A 16,277-nucleotide genomic window follows, 5' to 3' on the forward strand; every position below is an offset into this window, starting at 1 on the left:
GTTACAGTCCTTTGTTGGGGGATTGGGCAGGGGCGGAAGGGTGGTCCCCGCCCTTCATTTCAAAGTGGATCAGCAGGGACAGCAGAGCGCGGAGCAGGATGACCGCGCCCAGGACCAGCAGCTCGTTCAGGTCCCGGACCAAAACGGTCTTTAAGATCTCCGCCGCCATTTTGAATTCCAAACTGGTGGCCAGGCCGTTGGCCAGGTCGAATTTGATGTTGCTGGGACGGTGGGTGACCAGTCCCTTGCAGTACAGCCAAAAGGCCTTCAGAGCGGAGACAGCCACCACGAAAATGCCCATCAGCTCGCAGGCGGAGATAATGGTGGGCAGGCTCCATTCAATGATGTGTTCCAGCATAGGGCCTCCTTTGGGAATATGGCCTTGACGGGGATATTCCTTTTAAGCGTGGTGTGACCGCGGCAGTTCCGCCGGGGAGGGAGCAGCGGAATGAGCGAACCTTCTCCCTTGGACGGAAGCGCGGGATATGGAACTTGCGGCGACGTTACCAGGGTTTTACCCCGCCGGTCAGCTCCCGGACCGCGGTCAGGCCCTGTTTTTCCGCGATGGCGGCCAGCCCCTCCCGGACCTTGATGGGGGTGAAGGGGTCGGCGAAGAGGGCGGTGCCCACCGCCACGGCGGAGGCCCCGGCCAGCATCAGCTGGGCCGCGTCCTCGCCCTTGGACACGCCGCCCATGCCAAGAATGGGGATGTTCACGGCCTGGGCCACCTCCCACACCATCCGAACCGCCACGGGCAGGACGGCGGGACCGGACAGACCGCCGGTGTTCATCTTCAGCACAGGCCGCCGGGTGTTCACGTCGATGCGCATTCCGCGGATGGTGTTGATGAGGGACACCGCGTCGGCTCCGGCCCCCTCCACCGCGCGGGCGATCTCGGTGATGTCGGTGACGTTGGGGGACAGCTTCACCATGACGGGGACGCTGCCCGCGTGGGCCTTGGCCACCTGGGTGACCTCGGCGGCCAGCTCGGGCCGGGTGCCGTAAGCCAGACCGCCCGCCTTCACATTGGGGCAGGAGATGTTGACCTCGATCATGTCCACCCCGGCTTCGGCCAGCTTTTCACACATGATGCCGTATTCCTCGGGGGTGTTGCCCGAGATATTGGCGATGACCTTCACGTCGAACTGCCGCAGGAAGGGCAATTCCTCTTCGATAAAGGCGTCCACTCCGGGGTTTTGCAGGCCCACGGAGTTTAGGATGCCCATGGGAGTCTCAGCAATACGGGGGGCGGGATTGCCCTCCCGGCGGTGGAGAGTCAGACCCTTGGCGCAGATGCCGCCCAGCTCAGACAGGTCGAAGAACTGGTTGTACTCCCGGCCAAAGCCGAAGGTGCCCGAGGCCACCACCACGGGGTTTTTCATGGTCATCCCCGCCAGATTCACAGACAGATCCACATTAGGCATTCCAGTCCACCTCCTTGGAATCAAAGACGGGGCCGTCCTTGCACACATGCTTCCGGCTGCCGTCCTTCATGTCGCAGGCGCACACCAGGCAGGCCCCGATGCCGCAGCCCATCCGCTCCTCCATGGACACCTGGCAGGGCACGCCGAATTCCTCGGCCACCTTGGCCACGTTTCGGAGCATGGGCTTGGGGCCGCAGGCCAGAACGGCGTCATAGTTCTTGTCCTGCTCCAGCTCCTGGCGCACCAGGGCGTCCACAAAGCCGTGGTGGCCCAGAGAGCCGTCGTCAGTGGCAATGAGCACCTTGGCGCACTCCTCCGCGAAGCGGTCCCGGAGGATGATCTTATCAGCGGACCGGCCGCCCAGAATGGCGGTGGATTTTCCCATGGTGTACTGGGCGCAGCCCCGCATGGGGGGGATGCCGATGCCGCCGCCCACCAGCAGGTAGCGGCCCTCGGGCTTTACCTGGAAGCCGTTGCCCAGCATGCCCATCACGTCCACGCTGTGGCCCACGGGGCGGTTGGCCAGCCACTGGGTACCCTCGCCCCGGACCTCAAAGACGATGGCCAGCAGGTCGCTGGGGTCGTCCTCCTGGCAGGAGCAGACGGAGATGGGCCGCCGCAGCAGCAGGCCGTCGCCGCACTTGATGTGGACGAACTGGCCGGGGCCCTTGCAGGAGGTGCGGACCATGTCGCCCACCTCCAGGACCATATAGATAGCGTCTCCCATCTTCTCTTTGGAGACGATCTTGCACTTGCGTTCTACTTTCATCATAACACCACTTTCACCCGCCCTGTGGGGAAGAAGTCTGATCCCAAGGGCAGCGGGGATGATTGACCCCATTCAAAAGGGGCCTTTGGATCGGAGAATTTTCAAAGAGAGGCGTCTTTTACAAAGGACGGATCGAAGAACTTGACCTGTCCGCAGCACTCACAGCGGAACAGGGCCAGCTCCAGAGAGCCGGAGAGCAGGTTGTCCAGGTCGCCCAGGAAAAATGTGTGCTCGCCCAACTGGAAGGTAAAGTTCCCCAGCGGCTTCATCTCCCGGTCACAGCAGCGTAGGAAGGATTTCTGCCGTTCCCGGCGCTCCTGAAGCTGCCGCTCCTGCTCCAGCCGGGCCTCCTCCTCCGCCCGCTTCCGCTCCTGGTCCGCCTCATAATTGCGGCGGACCACATCCCGGTTTTCCAGGACGCGGGAGGACAGAATGCGCTGGTCCAGAGCGTCCCGCTCCGGCCCCTCCGACTTTTCGTAGCAGTCCAGGCACTTGGAGCAGATGATCTGGGTGGTGCAGTAAAAGTGGATGGAGCAGCGGTCAAACAGTCGGGTTTCCTCTCCGCACAGGACACAACGGGGCTTTTCCTTTGCCATGACGGTCTCCTTTCGGTCGTTCAGACTGGAATTTACACGATGGTCACGAACTGCTTGACTTTTTCCCACTATACGCGAGATGGCTTACATGTGGAGCAGGAAACTTAGTTTACACGATTGTTACAAACTGCTTGATATCGTCCCGCATTGCAATCGCCGCGTTCCGGGCGGCCTCCTTGAAGTCGTGGCCGTCCCCGCCGGTCTTCTTCCAGGCGCACATGATGCCACGGGAGGAGTTGACGATGGCGCCGTGGCCGTACTTGTCAAAGGCGTACTGCACGTCGTCGGCGGTGCCGCCCTGGGCGCCGTAGCCGGGGACCAGGAAGAAGGTGTGCTCCAGGCGCTTGCGGAGAGCCCGGATGTCGGAGGGGTAGGTGGCCCCGGTGACGGCCCCGGCCATGGTGTAGCCGTACTTGCCCTCGGTGCCCTTGGCAATGCGCTCGTTCAGATCGCCCATGACCTGGTAGACCAGACGGTCCCCGGCGATGATGTCCTGGAGTTCCCCGGAGCCGGGATTAGAGGTCTTGACCAGGACGAAGGCGCACTTGTCCTCCTCCTTGGCGGCCTCCAGGAAGGGCTTGATGGAGTCGGAGCCCATGTAGCCGTTGAGGGTCACGCAGTCCACGTCGAAGGACTTGAAGGTCTGCCCCTCAATCTTGGCCCCGGACAGCCAGCCCTCGGCATAGGCGGTGGCGGTGGAGCCGATATCGCCCCGCTTGATGTCGGCGATGACGAACATCCCCTTGGACTTGGCGTACCGGATGGTGCGCTCCAGCATCTCCATACCCTGCCAGCCCAGATTCTCGTAGTAGGCGGACTGGGGCTTGACGGCGGGGACGATGTCGCACAGCGCGTCGATGAGGCCCACATTGAACTGGTAAATGGCCTCGGCGGCCCCCTTCAGCCCCACGCCGTACTCCTCGAAAGCGGCCTGGCGGATGTATTCGGGGACATACTCGATGCGGGCGTCCAGCCCGGCGACGGTGGGGTTTTTCATGGCGCGGATCTTATCCTGAAGAGCGTCAAAAGACATAGCATTCAAATCCTTTCTAATTTGAGTAGAACCGGCTCAGGGAACTTTTACGCGTCCTGATAAATGATTTCACCCTTGACAATGGTGTATTTTACCTTGCCCTTGACGGTTCGCCCGGCGAAGGGGGTGTTCCGGGCCTTGGAGGCGAACTGCTCCGGGTCGATGACCCACTCCTCGTCGGGGTCGAAGATGGTCAGGTCCGCGTCCACACCCAGGGACATGCGGCCCTTGGGCAGGTGGAGGATGTCGGAGGGGTTGGTGGTCATCCGGCGGATGATGGCGGGCAGCTCCATCTTTTTGGTGTGGTACAGCTCGGTGAGGGTAATGGCCAGGGAGGTCTCCAGTCCGATCATGCCGCTGGGGGCCCGGGTAAGGGGACGGGCCTTCTCCTCGGCGGAGTGGGGGGCGTGGTCGGTGGCGATGACGTCGATGGTGCCGTCCTTCAGCCCGGCGATGATGCCCTTGACGTCCTGGGCGGTGCGCAGGGGGGGATTGACCCGGGCCATGGAGCCCTGGGTCAGCACCTCGTCCTCGGTGAGGGTGAAGTACTGGGGGCAGGTCTCGCAGGTAATGGGGACGCCCTTCTTTTTCATTTTTCGGATGATCTCCACGCTGCGGGCGGTGGAGACGTGGCAGATGTGGACGTGGGCGCCGGTCTCCTCGGCCAGCATGGCGTCCCGCATGACCATGATCTCCTCGGCGATGGCGGGCCGGCCCTCCAGCCACAGCTGGCGGGACACGCTGCCCTCGTTCACCGCCCGGCCGGCCACCATGGATGTGTCCTCACAGTGGCACAGAACGGGCAGGTCCAGCCGGCGTGCCCGGATCAGCACGTCTCGCATCAGGTTGGCGTTGTCCACGTTGTTGCCGTCGTCGGACAGGGCGATGGCCCCCGCCTTTTTCAGCGCGTCGGCGTCGGTGGGCTCTTCCCCGCGCAGCCCCTTGGACAAAGCGGCGATGGGGTAGACCTGGACGCCGGAGCCCTGCTTGGCCTTTTCCAGCACATAGGCTACCTGTTCCGGACAGTCCACGGTGGGGTCCGTGTTGGCCATGCAGGCCATGGAGGTGACACCGCCCCGGGCGGCGGCGGCGGAGCCGGTGATAATATCCTCCTTATAGGTCAGACCGGGGTCGCGCAAGTGGACATGCATATCCACCAGACCGGGGCACACCACCAGTCCGGCGGCGTCAATGACCTGGTCGGCCTCTACCTCCAGGCCACGCTCCAGCAGAGATATTTTTCCGTCCTCCGCCAACAGGTCCTGGATCAGGACCGCGTTGGTGACCGGGTGGACCACACGTCCGTTTTTGATGAGAAGTTTCATGCTGTCAAATTCCTCCGGATATTTTGGGCATAAAGCCGTGAATGTAAAGGTGTCAGCTGAAAAATCAGCAAAAAATGTACTGGTACGCGGCAGGTTTCCGCACCGCTCCGTTCCGAAGCACCTGAAAACTGCCCATACCTATGGCATGATAAATTATAGCGGAACAGACAGGATTTAGCAACGGATTTTTCCGGATTTCCGGAAAGAATAATAGCGCGCGAAAGAGCGGATAAGCCGCGCTTTCGCCGGAAGGAGTGACGAGCATGAACGGGAACACCTGCGGGGGCTGCGGAAAATTTGTTATGGGCATGGCCGCGGGCATGGCGGCGGGGACGGCCCTGGGTATGACCATGGCGCCGTCTCACCGGCAGATCAAGCGGGCGGCCCACATGGCCGCCAAACGGGTCAACGAGGCCGTGGAGAATCTGGCCGACGCCATAGACCTGTAACAAAACGGGCCGCCCGCGGGCGGCCCGTTTTTTGAATGGAAAGGCGCGAAGCGCTCAGATGTCGTCTCTTGGTCTGGCGCTCATCTCCCAGAAATGATACTCGTGCTCCGAGCAGCTCCGAAAGATCTCCCGGCATTTCCGGCGGCGCTCTGGGGACAGGTCCCGGCAAGCCTCTTCGGTAAAGGCGGCCCAGGCCCTGCAGATGGCGTCGTAGCGGTTGCCGGCGTAGTCGCTGACAAAGGGCCAGTAGGGGGTGTTTTCCACGCCGGGGGAGCGGCGGATCAGCTCCCCGAAGATCCAGCCGTAGCTGAGCATACAGGGCAGACAGGCCATCATGCACTCGGCGGCTCCCTGCCCCTCCCGGGCGGCGGTGAGCATCGTGTCCACATAGGCCCGGTTCTCCGGCCGCAGGGGCAGAGGCTGGATCTCCCGGTCGGTGATGTGGTAGCGCTTCAGGTAGTAACGGCGGGTGGCGTCCTCGCTCTCGTTGACGAAGGAGAGCAGGGAGTAATAGTTGCGGATCTCCTCCATGTCGTGGGAGTTGATCATGCCCCAGGCAAAGACCTTGGAGTACTCCCGCAGATACAGGCTGTCGTCCACGATGTAGCCCTTGAAGCAGTCCTCGGGCAGGGAACCGTCGGCGATCCCCTTTAAAAATTCCGTTTCCAGACAGGCCTCCCAGATGGGCATGCTGTCCTGGATACATTCCTCCAGAAAGGTCATGGGTTTTTCCCTCCAATCGCCTTTTGAATGGTGTTCAGGGGGAGAGCCAGGATGATCAGCGTGGTGACAATGCCCTCGGGAATTTTGGAGGACAGGTGATAGGTGATGCTGTACCCCCAGGCCCCCCAGCCGTCCCAGGCGTTGTCGGAGAAGAAGATGACGCCGGACAGCACCTGGCCGATGAACCGGAGCAGAATGGCCAGCAGGACGCCGGCGAGGACCTGCCACTTCTTGTCTTTGCCGAAGATACCGGCGTAGCCCAGGCAAGAGAAGGCCACCAAATGCTCCACAAAGATCTGGGCCCAGTGGACAGGAGCCCACAAGGGGAGGAGGAACAGGGCCAGCACGCCCGTTACCCAGCCGGTTACGAAAGCCAGGCGGCGGTCATAGGTCAGGGCCAGCAGCATCAGGGGGATCCAGGAGCCGGCGGTGATGGCGGCCCCAGTGGGGAGGGGGATGTAAATGGAGGCCAGCACCAGAGTGATGGCGCAGGTCACGCCGCCCAAGGCCAGGGCCTTGGCGTTCAGCCGCAGCCCCCGGCACAGCCACATGGTAATGAGTAGATAGCCCATGGTAAAGACGGCGGTAATGATGGGAGAGATCATAGGACGAATTCTCCCTTCAGATCAAAGAGATGGTCCATGGGGCCGCTGCCTTTGCCCAGGTCCAGCATGGCCCCCAGGGCCCCGGAGATGTAGGCCTTGGCCCGCTCCACGGCGGCGTCCAGGTCATAGCCCTTGGCCAGGTTGGAGGCGATGGCGGAGGACAGGGTGCAGCCGGTGCCGTGGGTGTTGGGGTTGTGGATCCGGCGGCCCCGGAACCACTTGGCGGTTCCGTCCCGCCACAGCAGGTCATCGGCGTCGTTGATCTGGTGGCCGCCCTTGCACAGAACGGCGCAGCCGTACCGCTGGCTGATGGACCGGGCGGCCGCCTCCATGCCGGCGGCGTCGGAGATGGTCAGTCCGGACAGCACCTCTGCCTCGGGGATGTTGGGAGTCAGCACGGTGGCCAGGGGGAGCAGCCGCTCCTTCAAAGCATCCACCGCCTCCTCAGAGATGAGCCGGGAGCCGCTGGTGGCCACCATGACCGGGTCTACCACGATGTTTTTGGCCTGATATTGGATCAGCTTGTCCGCAATGACCTGGATCAGGGCGGTGGAGGAGACCATGCCCGTCTTCACCGCGTCGGGATAGATGTCGGTGAAGATACAGTCCAGCTGATTGGCCAGAAAGTCCGGGGTGGCCTCTAAAATTCCGTAGACGCCGGTGGTGTTCTGGGCCGTCAGGGCCGTGACGGCGCTCATGGCGTATACGCCGTTGGCGCTCATGGTCTTGATGTCGGCCTGAATCCCGGCGCCTCCGCTGGAGTCGCTTCCAGCGATCGTCAATGCTGTTTTCATGTGAATTCTCCTTTCTTTCTTTGAAACGCATTGAAGTTTTATAACGCGGCGAAAGGTGGTGCCCCCAATCCGCCGCGGCGGGGGTATGAAGGTGTAACGGTAAATTTTAGTTTATGGATGTATTATGGGGCGTCGGGGACGCCGCTCCCTACGCACGGTTTACAATATGGCTTCGTAGGGGGCGTCCCCTTGGGGCCGCCGCCAAAATGGCAGCCGTCGGACGGCGGGGGACGATTCCCCCCGTCGGAGGGAAATGGCCGAAGGCCAAAAGGGGGAGGGATAAGCCCCCGCCCTATCAAGCCCTCGTCCTACATGAAACGATAAACTAAACTTTATTTTCCTAATTCATCCAAAAACGTTTGGTATCCAGTCGGGGCAAATACCAGTCGCAGAGCTGTTTCAACTCCTCCCGGTCCGCTTCCGCCGAGGGATCATACACCCCGGCCACCCAAAAACCAGCGCGCATGGCGCCTCGTTCCACATGTACATGGAATCGGTGAGGGTGCCGTCCAGATCGAAGATCGCGCCTTCCGGCCTCATGGGGACACCATCTCCTCTGCCAGTGCCCGCAGAGTCCGGGCGGCCGCCTGAATGTCAGGCTGGGCGTAGAGGGCGGATACCACCGCCACCCCGCAGATCCCGCTGCCTGCCAATCTGGAAATGTTCTGCGTACCGATGCCTCCAATGGCCACCACGGGGATGTCCACAGCGGCGCAGATGTCCTTCAGCCGCTCGTAGGGCAGAGCGCCCACATTGTCCTTGGTGCCCGTGGGGAACACCGCCCCCGCTCCCAGGTAGTCGGCTCCGGCCTCCTGGGCCCGGAGGGCCTCCTCCACACTGTGGGCGGATACGCCCAGGATCTTGTCCGGCCCCAGCAGGGCCCGGGCGCGGCCGGCCTCCAGGTCCTCCTGGCCCACATGGACACCGTCGGCGCCGATCTCCAGCGCCAGCTCCACGTCATCGTTGACGATGAGGGGGACCCGGTACCGGCGGCACAGCTCCTTCAGTTCCAGCGCCTCTGCCCGGAAGGCCTCCCGGTCCAGGTGCTTTTCCCGAATCTGGACCATGGTGGCGCCCCCTTTCAGGGACTGCTCCACCTGCCAAGCCAGGGTGTGCCCCCCCAGCCAGGTCCGGTCGGTGACGGCGTACAGCAGCAGGTCTTGTTTAGCACAGTTCATATTTGGCTCCCTTCTCCAGCGTCTGGCCGTCCATGTGATAGATGGCGTCGATGATGCGATTGCGGTAGGTGGCGTTGCCCTCGTAGAGGGCCAGATGGCTCCAGCCGATCTCCCCTGCCAGCCCCATGGAGGCCACGGCGGCGGCGGCAGCCTCCAGCTCGCTGCCCCGATTGGCGGCCAGGTAGGCGGCGGTGAGGCCGGAAAGCTGGCAGCCGGCGCCGGTAACCCGGCCCATCTCCGGCCGGCCGTTGCGGATGACATAGCACCGCCTGCCGTCGGATACCAGGTCAATGGCCCCGGTGATGGCCACGATGGATCCCAGCCGTGAGGCGGCGGCTTTGGCAAAGGACACCCCGTCCTCCAGCCGATCTTCCGTCACCGCGTCCGCCTCGTCGGCGTCCACCCCCCGGGAGCGGATAGACAGCTGAGAGAGAGCCTTGATCTCGGAGATGTTGCCCCGGATGACGGTGAAGGGAAGTTCATGGATCAGGGTCTGGGCCGACCGGGTCCGGGTGAGGCTGGCCCCCGTACCCACCGGGTCCAGTACCATTGGGCGTCCCAGGGCGGCCGCACGCTTCCCCGCGGCCAGCATGGCGGGCAGGGTGCGCTGGTTCAGGGTCCCGATGTTGAGGTTCAGCCCGGCGCAGAGGGCGGTGACGTCCTCCACCTCCTGAATGTCGTCGGACATGATGGGGCTGGCCCCGCAGGCCAGCAGGATATTGGCCACGTCGTTGACGGTGACGTAGTTGGTGATGCTGTGGATGAGGGGAGCGGCCTTGCGGACGTTCTCCAGACAGAGGCCAAACACGGTGAAATTCCTCCTTTGCCGGGGTAAATCGTAAAAAACGCGGGACGTCTTGTGTGTAAGAAAGACGTTCCCGCGGTAAATCGGACCGAAAAAACTATCTCCCTACGTTGGCATTACCCAAATCAGGTCACAGGTCGAAGCGCCCAGCTTCCTCTCAGCCCGTTTGCGAGCTCCCTTGTTTTGCCGTCACATCCCGGATCTGACGGTTTGCACCATATTATAATCCCGCCCCAAGGAGATTGCAAGATTTTCTCGAATGAGGTATGCTAACAGCAAGAAAAAACAGAGTCTGGCCGGACGTGAGAACGAAAATGCGGCGGTCCGTGTTCCAGACAGCGGAGCAAGTGATGAAGGGAGAATGACCCATGACCGACCAGGAACTGGTACAGCGTGCCTTTGCCATGCACGAATTTTCTTATGTGCCCTACTCCAAATTTCCGGTGGGTGCGGCCCTGCTGTGCGCCGACGGGACGGTATTCACCGGCTGTAACGTGGAGAACGCGGCCTTCGGCTCCACCATCTGCGCCGAGCGCACCGCCCTGCTCAAAGCCATCAGCGAAGGGCACCGGGACGACTGGACAGCCATCGCCATCGCGGGGCAGGGAGAGGACTACTGCTGGCCCTGCGGCGCCTGCCGCCAGATGCTCTATGAGTTTGCCCCGGAGCTCCGGGTGCTGGCGGCCCGGGGGGACGGCTCCTTCCAGACGGTCCCGCTGTCCCGGCTGCTGCCCCATGGCTTCGGACCGAAGTCGCTGGTGTAAGAGCAAAAATTTTTTGTATAAAAAATGCGGCCTTGGATAAGCTATCCCTGTAAAGCCAATCCAAGGAGGTAATCTGACGTGGTGATGGACAGAATCGCCCTGACCCTGCTGATCATCGGCGGGCTGAACTGGGGCAGCGTAGGCCTGTTCCAGTTCGATCTGGTGGCCTTTGCCTGCGGCGGGTCCGGCAGTATGATCAGCCGGGTGGTCTATACCCTGGTGGGGCTGTCCGCGATATGGTGCGTCTCCCTGCTCTTCCGGGACAAGGACCCGGTGGAGGAACGGAGCTGAACCCGGACAGTGAGACCGCAGCAATCAAATAGAGCGAAAATGGGCCCGGCATGGAGACATGCCGGGCTTTTCCCTGCCCAATTTGAATTTTACATGGCATTTTACAAAGAGTTAACACGGCGGTTGTTTTGCATTTTACAAAGGCTTTTTATACTGGGTACCGTAAACCAAAACATAAAAACAAATGCGGAACATGCAAAAAGGAGTACGTAACATGAAAAAACTGACTTGCCTGGGCCTGACCCTTGCCATGGCCCTGTCCCTTCTGGCCGGCTGCGGCGGCGGTAACACCGCTGCCCCCTCTGACAACGGCGGCAACGCCGGCGCCAGCCAGTCCACTACTGCCCCCGCCGATACCAAGCTGAGCGGCGCCGTGTCCACCAACGGTTCCACGTCCATGGAGAAGGTCATCCTGACCCTGAACGAGCAGTTTGGCATCGACAACCCCGACGTCAAGGTTTCCTATGATCCCACCGGCTCCGGCACCGGCATCGAGGCCGCCAAGAACGGCACTGCTGATATCGGCCTGTCCTCCCGCGGTCTGAAGGACGAGGAAAAAGCCGCCGGCCTGAAGGAGACAGTCTTGGCGCTGGACGGCATCGCCGTCATTGTCAACGCGGATTCCGCCGTGGCCGACCTGACCGTGGAGCAGATCGCACAGATCTTTACCGGCGAGATCACCAACTGGTCCGAGGTGGGCGGCGCCGACAGCGAGATCGCCTGCATCGGACGTGAGGGCGGTTCCGGTACCCGGGACGGTTTCGAGTCCATCACCGGAACCAAGGACAAGTGTGTCCTGGCCCAGGAACTGACCTCCACCGGCGCTGTGATCGAGGCGGTCAAGAACAATCCCCAGGCCATCGGCTACGCCTCCCTCTCCGCCGTTGAGGGCAAGGACGGCATCAAGGCCATCACTGTGGGCGGCGTGGCCTGCACCGAGGACACTGTCCTGGACGGGACCTACGCCATCCAGCGCCCCTTCGTTCTGGTGACCAAGGAGGGCGAGCCCCTGAGCGAGGCTGCCCAAGCCTACTTCAATTGGGCCACCTCCTCCGCCGCCTCTGAGCTGATCCGCTCCGCCGGCGCGGTGCCCGTGGCCTGAACCGCCTGAACCAACGCAGAGCCCCCGCCCCCACCGGGACGGGGGCTGTTCCCCTACCAATGGGGGACGGAGAAGAAAGGAGTGTTTTCAGTGGCAAGTGAGAAGATCATGGAGCGGCCCACCCCCGTCTCCTCCGCCGGAGAAGATACGGGAAACCGTCTGCGCCGAAGCCGGGAGGCCATGGAGTTTGGATTCCAGACCCTGTTTCTGCTGTGTGGCTTCGTGTCGGTGGCCTGTGTACTCTTTATCTGCCTCTATCTTATTGTCTCCGGGCTGCCTGCCATTCTGGAGATCGGCGTCACCGACTTTCTCTTTGGGACGGAGTGGGCCGGAAGGCAGGATAAGTTTGGCATCCTGCCCTTTATTCTCACTTCGGTGGCGGGTACCGCCGGCGCGGTGCTGGTGGGCGTTCCGGTGGGTGTCCTCACCGCCCTGTTTCTGGCCAAGGTGGCTCCGGACGCGGTGGCCCGGGTTATCCGCACGGCTGTAGAGCTGCTGGCAGGTATCCCCTCCATCGTCTATGGACTGGTGGGCATGATCGTGCTGGTTCCCGCCATCCAGCGGGCGTTCCAGCTGTCCTCCGGCGCCTGCCTGCTGGCGGCCATCGTGGTGCTGGCCATCATGATCCTGCCCTCTATCATCAACGTGGCAGAGACCTCCCTCCGGGCCGTCCCAAAAGAATATGAGGAGGCGAGTCTGGCCCTGGGGGCCACCCACATCGAGACCATCTTCCGGGTGACCCTCCCCGCCGCCCGCTCCGGCGTGGCCACCGCCATCGTCCTGGGCGTGGGCCGGGCCATCGGAGAGGCTATGGCCATTATCATGGTGTCAGGCAACGTGCCCAACATGCCCGACAGTTTGTTCACCCCGGTGCGGTTTCTGACCACCGCCATCGCCTCCGAGATGTCCTACGCCTCGGTGGGCTCTTTGTGGCAGCAGGCCCTGTACTCCGTGGGCCTGGTCCTGTTCCTGTTTATCATGCTCATCAACGTGATCCTTAATTTGTTCATCAAGCGCAAGAAGGAGGGCTAAGAGATGGAACAGCTTTCTCTGAGACGCCGTCTCTACGACCGGGGCCTGCGGGCCCTGCTATACCTGTGCGGAGCCCTGGTGTGCGCCCTGCTGGTCTTCCTGATCGGCTACATCTTTGTCCGGGGCCTGCCCCGGGTCACCTGGGAACTGGTGTCCACCCAGAGCAGTATGATCCGGGGGACCATCGGCATCCTGCCCCACATTGCAAGCACGATTTACATTATCCTGGTGTCCATGGTCATCGTCCTGCCCCTGGGTGTGGGAGCGGCCATCTATCTGACGGAATACGCCTCCAACCGCAGACTGGCCGGGCTCATCGAGTTTGCCGCCGAGACCCTCACCGGCATCCCCTCCATCATTTTCGGCCTGGTGGGCATGATGATCTTTATCTATACCCTGGGGCTGAAGGCGGGGGTGCTGGCCGGCGGTCTGACCCTGGTGGTCATGATCCTGCCCACCATCATCCGCACCACCCAGGAGTCCCTGAAGACCGTGCCTCAGAGCTACCGGGAAGGGGCTTTGGGCCTGGGCGCGGGAAAGTGGCACATGATCCGCACCGTGGTGCTGCCCAATGCCGTGGACGGCATCGTCACCGGCTGTATCCTGGCCATCGGGCGCATCGTGGGGGAGTCCGCCGCCCTGCTGTTTACCGCCGGCTTCGGCACGGTGCTGTACAGCTTCAAAGAGGCTCTCACCAATTCCTCTGCAACCCTGACTCTGGCCCTGTACCTCTACGCCAACGAGCGGGGGGAGACCGACGTGGCCTTTGCCATCGCCGCCATTCTGATGATCCTTACCCTGCTTATCAACCTGGCCGCCAAACTGGCGGGCGGAAAGCTGAGGCAGAAGTAAATTTTAGTTTATGGATGTATTATGGGGCGTCGGGGACGCCGCCCCCTACGCACGGTTTACAATATGGCTTCGTAGGGGGCGGCCTCTGGACGCCCCGCCCGTAGGGCGGCCCCTTGGGGCCGCCGCCAAAATGGCAGCCGTCGGACGGCGGGGGACGATTCCCCCCGTCGGGGGGAAATGGCCGAAGGCCAAAAGGGGGAGGGATAAGCCCCCGCCCTACCAAGCCCTCACCCTACATGAAACGATAAACTAAAATTTATCCGACAAACCAATTAAAAGGAGTTTGACGATATGGAAGAAGCTATCCTCTCCGCCCGGGGACTGAACCTGTACTATGGAGAGAACCATGCATTGAAAGATATTATGATCGATCTTCCGGAGCGGAAGATCACTGCGCTCATCGGCCCCTCGGGCTGCGGAAAATCCACCTTTCTGCGTACCATTAACCGGATGAACGACCTGATCCCCGGAGTGAGGATCACCGGCTCCTTTACCTACCGTGGGCAGGAGATCTACACCCCCGGCCGGGACGTGACCAGCCTGCGGAAGAATATCGGCATGGTGTTCCAGAAGCCCAATCCCTTCCCGATGTCCATCTATGATAACGTGGCCTACGGCCCCCGGACCCACGGTATCCGCAGCAAGGTGAAGCTGGATGAGATCGTGGAGGAATCGCTCCGGGGCGCGGCTATCTGGGACGAGGTGAAGGACCGGCTGAAAAAGTCGGCCCTGGGCCTGTCCGGCGGCCAGCAGCAGCGGCTGTGCATCGCCCGGGCCTTGGCGGTGAAACCAGATGTGCTGCTGATGGACGAGGCCACCTCTGCACTGGACCCCATTTCCACGTCCAAAATAGAAGACCTTGCCTCGGAACTGAAAAAGGATTACACTATTATCATGGTGACCCATAATATGCAGCAGGCCGCCCGTATCTCGGACCATACGGCTTTTTTCCTGCTGGGGGAGCTGGTGGAGTTCGGCGACACCGAGCAGATCTTCTCCATGCCCAGGGACAAGCGGACCGAGGATTACATCACGGGGAGGTTTGGCTGATATGAGAAACACCTTTCAGGAACAGCTGGAGCAGTTGAATGTGGAGCTGATCAAAATGGGGGCCTTGTGCGAGGAGGCAATCTCCGCCGCCACCAAGGCCTATCTGGAGGGCGACCGGGAGCTGGGCAAACGGACTGGCCGGCTGGAGCAGGAGATCGACAACAAAGAGCGGGACATCGAGGGCCAGTGCATGAAGCTGCTGCTGCGCCAGCAGCCGGTGGCCGGGGACCTGAGGACCGTGTCCGCCGCCATGCGGATGATCTCCGACATGGAGCGCATCGGGGATCAGGCGCTGGATATTGCGGAGATCGCCCGGGATATTGCCCCCAACCATCTGGAGAGCCGTACCCCGATGGAGGAGATGGCACGGGAGGCCATCGGCATGGTCACCGACAGCGTGGACTCCTTTGTCCGGGGAGACCTGACCCTGGCCCACCGTGTCATCGCCCGGGACGACCGGGTAGACCGGCTGTTCCTCCAGATACGCGGGGAACTGACCGGCCTCATCGCCGCGGGAGAGGACGGCTCGGTGTGTCTGGATATGCTGATGATCGCCAAGTATTTCGAGCGCATCGGAGACCACGCCTGCAACATCGCCCAGTGGGTGGAGTACGCCCTGACCGGGCAGTACGAAGAGGATTAAAAGACCCGGCGGAACACCTGCAGGGGCACGCGGCATGGGTAAAACAGCAGAGCTTTCAACGGCTGCGAAGTGAAGCGGACGTCCGGCATGACACGGACGGAGCGGAATGGAGTTTGTGAGAACGAGATGATTTATATTCTGGAGGACGACGCCAGCATCCGAAAGCTGGTAGTTTATACCCTGAACAGCCAGGGGATGGAGGCGGAGGGATTTGAGCGGCCCTCCCAGTTTTGGAGCGCCCTGGAAGGAAAAAAGCCCGACCTGGTCCTGCTGGATATCATGCTGCCCGAGGAGGATGGCCTGCAGGTGCTGAAGCGGCTTCGGGCCGATCCCGCCATGCGCAAGCTGCCCGTCCTCATGCTCACCGCCAAAAGCACCGAGTATGACAAGGTGCTGGGACTGGACCAGGGTGCGGACGACTATATCGCCAAGCCCTTCGGCATGATGGAGCTGATGGCCAGGATCCGCACCGCCCTGCGCCATGCCGGCCAGAGCGGAGAAGAGGGCGGAAGCGTCTACCGGGTGGGTTCGCTCCTGGTGGACCCGGAACGCCATATCGTCCGGGACGGGGACCGGGAGGTCGCTCTGACGCTGAAGGAATTCCAGCTGCTGTGCCTGCTGCTGGAGCGGCGGGGCGCGGTGTTTACCCGGGACCAGTTGCTCAACACCATTTGGGGCTATGAGTTTGACGGCGCCAGCCGTACCGTGGACGTGCATATCCGCACCCTGCGGCAGAAACTGGGGAACTCGGGCAACTGTATCGAGACCGTGCGGGGCATCGGCTATAAGATTGCCGGGGAGTGAGCCAAAGGATAAATTTTAGTTTATGGATGTATTATGGG

Annotated in this window: 20 protein-coding genes and 1 riboswitch; of the genes, 9 read left to right on the plus strand and 11 right to left on the minus strand. The window is 62.0% G+C overall.

The features are described from left to right. Window position 1: 1 nt before the first annotated feature. The 6 genes from I6E39_RS00440 to I6E39_RS00465 form a co-directional block, all read right to left on the minus strand. The gene (locus I6E39_RS00440; RefSeq protein WP_235379336.1) at window positions 2–358 is read right to left on the minus strand and encodes a DUF1622 domain-containing protein; all 357 of its coding nucleotides are present in this window, start codon (window positions 356–358) and stop codon (window positions 2–4) included. Window positions 359–503: 145 nt separating this feature from the next. Beyond that, a complete protein-coding gene (locus tag I6E39_RS00445) occupies window positions 504–1,424 on the minus strand; it encodes a dihydroorotate dehydrogenase (protein ID WP_235379337.1) in 921 nt (306 codons plus the stop codon). Further along, a complete protein-coding gene (locus I6E39_RS00450; protein WP_235379338.1) occupies window positions 1,417–2,196 on the minus strand; it encodes a dihydroorotate dehydrogenase electron transfer subunit in 780 nt (259 codons plus the stop codon). Before I6E39_RS00450 ends, I6E39_RS00445 begins: the two co-directional genes overlap by 8 nt. Before the next feature lie 98 nt (window positions 2,197–2,294). Beyond that, window positions 2,295–2,789: a hypothetical protein gene (locus I6E39_RS00455; protein ID WP_235379339.1), complete on the minus strand. Its 495-nt coding sequence runs from the start codon at window positions 2,787–2,789 to the stop codon at window positions 2,295–2,297. A gap of 109 nt (window positions 2,790–2,898) precedes the next feature. Further along, window positions 2,899–3,822, minus strand: a complete 924-nt coding sequence (pyrF, locus tag I6E39_RS00460) for an orotidine-5'-phosphate decarboxylase (protein WP_235379340.1) — start codon at window positions 3,820–3,822, stop codon at window positions 2,899–2,901. A gap of 47 nt (window positions 3,823–3,869) precedes the next feature. Further along, complete coding sequence (locus I6E39_RS00465) at window positions 3,870–5,147, minus strand: dihydroorotase (RefSeq protein ID WP_235379341.1); 1,278 nt, start codon at window positions 5,145–5,147, stop codon at window positions 3,870–3,872. Window positions 5,148–5,410: 263 nt separating this feature from the next. Between I6E39_RS00465 and I6E39_RS00470 the strand changes: the two genes are divergently transcribed. Next, window positions 5,411–5,596 carry a hypothetical protein gene (locus I6E39_RS00470; RefSeq protein WP_235379342.1) on the plus strand — a complete coding sequence of 62 codons (186 nt, stop codon included), beginning with the start codon at window positions 5,411–5,413 and terminating at the stop codon, window positions 5,594–5,596. Between the two features lie 54 nt (window positions 5,597–5,650). Here the strand turns inward: I6E39_RS00470 and I6E39_RS00475 are convergent, their stop codons facing one another. From I6E39_RS00475 to thiM, 5 genes are all read right to left on the minus strand, one after another. Further along, complete coding sequence (locus tag I6E39_RS00475; RefSeq protein ID WP_235379343.1) at window positions 5,651–6,319, minus strand: TenA family protein; 669 nt, start codon at window positions 6,317–6,319, stop codon at window positions 5,651–5,653. After that, window positions 6,316–6,924: an energy-coupled thiamine transporter ThiT gene (locus tag I6E39_RS00480; RefSeq protein ID WP_235379344.1), complete on the minus strand. Its 609-nt coding sequence runs from the start codon at window positions 6,922–6,924 to the stop codon at window positions 6,316–6,318. Before I6E39_RS00480 ends, I6E39_RS00475 begins: the two co-directional genes overlap by 4 nt. Next, window positions 6,921–7,718 (minus strand): bifunctional hydroxymethylpyrimidine kinase/phosphomethylpyrimidine kinase, encoded by a 798-nt coding sequence (gene thiD / locus I6E39_RS00485; protein ID WP_235379345.1) that lies wholly within the window; start codon window positions 7,716–7,718, stop codon window positions 6,921–6,923. Before thiD ends, I6E39_RS00480 begins: the two co-directional genes overlap by 4 nt. Before the next feature lie 536 nt (window positions 7,719–8,254). Next, a complete protein-coding gene (gene thiE / locus I6E39_RS00490) occupies window positions 8,255–8,896 on the minus strand; it encodes a thiamine phosphate synthase (RefSeq protein WP_235379346.1) in 642 nt (213 codons plus the stop codon). Then, the gene (thiM, locus tag I6E39_RS00495) at window positions 8,883–9,704 is read right to left on the minus strand and encodes a hydroxyethylthiazole kinase (protein WP_235379347.1); all 822 of its coding nucleotides are present in this window, start codon (window positions 9,702–9,704) and stop codon (window positions 8,883–8,885) included. The genes thiE and thiM overlap by 14 nt, the downstream gene beginning before the upstream one ends. 82 nt (window positions 9,705–9,786) lie before the next feature. Beyond that, window positions 9,787–9,891: riboswitch (TPP riboswitch) on the minus strand. 178 nt (window positions 9,892–10,069) lie between these two features. Here thiM and cdd point away from each other — a divergent pair. The 8 genes from cdd (at window position 10,070) to I6E39_RS00535 (ending at window position 16,239) form a co-directional block, all read left to right on the plus strand. Then, the gene (cdd, locus tag I6E39_RS00500; protein ID WP_235379348.1) at window positions 10,070–10,465 is read left to right on the plus strand and encodes a cytidine deaminase; all 396 of its coding nucleotides are present in this window, start codon (window positions 10,070–10,072) and stop codon (window positions 10,463–10,465) included. 81 nt (window positions 10,466–10,546) lie between these two features. After that, complete coding sequence (locus tag I6E39_RS00505) at window positions 10,547–10,756, plus strand: DUF378 domain-containing protein (protein ID WP_235379506.1); 210 nt, start codon at window positions 10,547–10,549, stop codon at window positions 10,754–10,756. A gap of 214 nt (window positions 10,757–10,970) precedes the next feature. Further along, window positions 10,971–11,858 carry a phosphate ABC transporter substrate-binding protein gene (locus I6E39_RS00510; protein WP_235379349.1) on the plus strand — a complete coding sequence of 296 codons (888 nt, stop codon included), beginning with the start codon at window positions 10,971–10,973 and terminating at the stop codon, window positions 11,856–11,858. Between the two features lie 180 nt (window positions 11,859–12,038). Further along, the gene (gene pstC, locus I6E39_RS00515; protein WP_235379507.1) at window positions 12,039–12,890 is read left to right on the plus strand and encodes a phosphate ABC transporter permease subunit PstC; all 852 of its coding nucleotides are present in this window, start codon (window positions 12,039–12,041) and stop codon (window positions 12,888–12,890) included. 3 nt (window positions 12,891–12,893) lie between these two features. Beyond that, a complete protein-coding gene (gene pstA / locus I6E39_RS00520) occupies window positions 12,894–13,742 on the plus strand; it encodes a phosphate ABC transporter permease PstA (protein WP_235379350.1) in 849 nt (282 codons plus the stop codon). Between the two features lie 291 nt (window positions 13,743–14,033). Continuing rightward, window positions 14,034–14,792 (plus strand): phosphate ABC transporter ATP-binding protein PstB, encoded by a 759-nt coding sequence (gene pstB / locus I6E39_RS00525; RefSeq protein ID WP_235379351.1) that lies wholly within the window; start codon window positions 14,034–14,036, stop codon window positions 14,790–14,792. A 1-nt stretch (window position 14,793) separates the two neighbouring features. After that, window positions 14,794–15,435, plus strand: coding sequence for a phosphate signaling complex protein PhoU (gene phoU / locus I6E39_RS00530; protein WP_235379352.1), 642 nt, complete (start codon window positions 14,794–14,796; stop codon window positions 15,433–15,435). Between the two features lie 126 nt (window positions 15,436–15,561). Beyond that, a complete protein-coding gene (locus I6E39_RS00535) occupies window positions 15,562–16,239 on the plus strand; it encodes a response regulator transcription factor (protein ID WP_235379353.1) in 678 nt (225 codons plus the stop codon). The last annotated feature ends 38 nt before the right edge of the window (window positions 16,240–16,277 follow it).

Origin of the sequence: Pseudoflavonifractor phocaeensis (assembly GCF_021531375.1) — a bacterium.
Lineage (GTDB): Bacteria > Bacillota > Clostridia > Oscillospirales > Oscillospiraceae > Lawsonibacter > Lawsonibacter phocaeensis_B.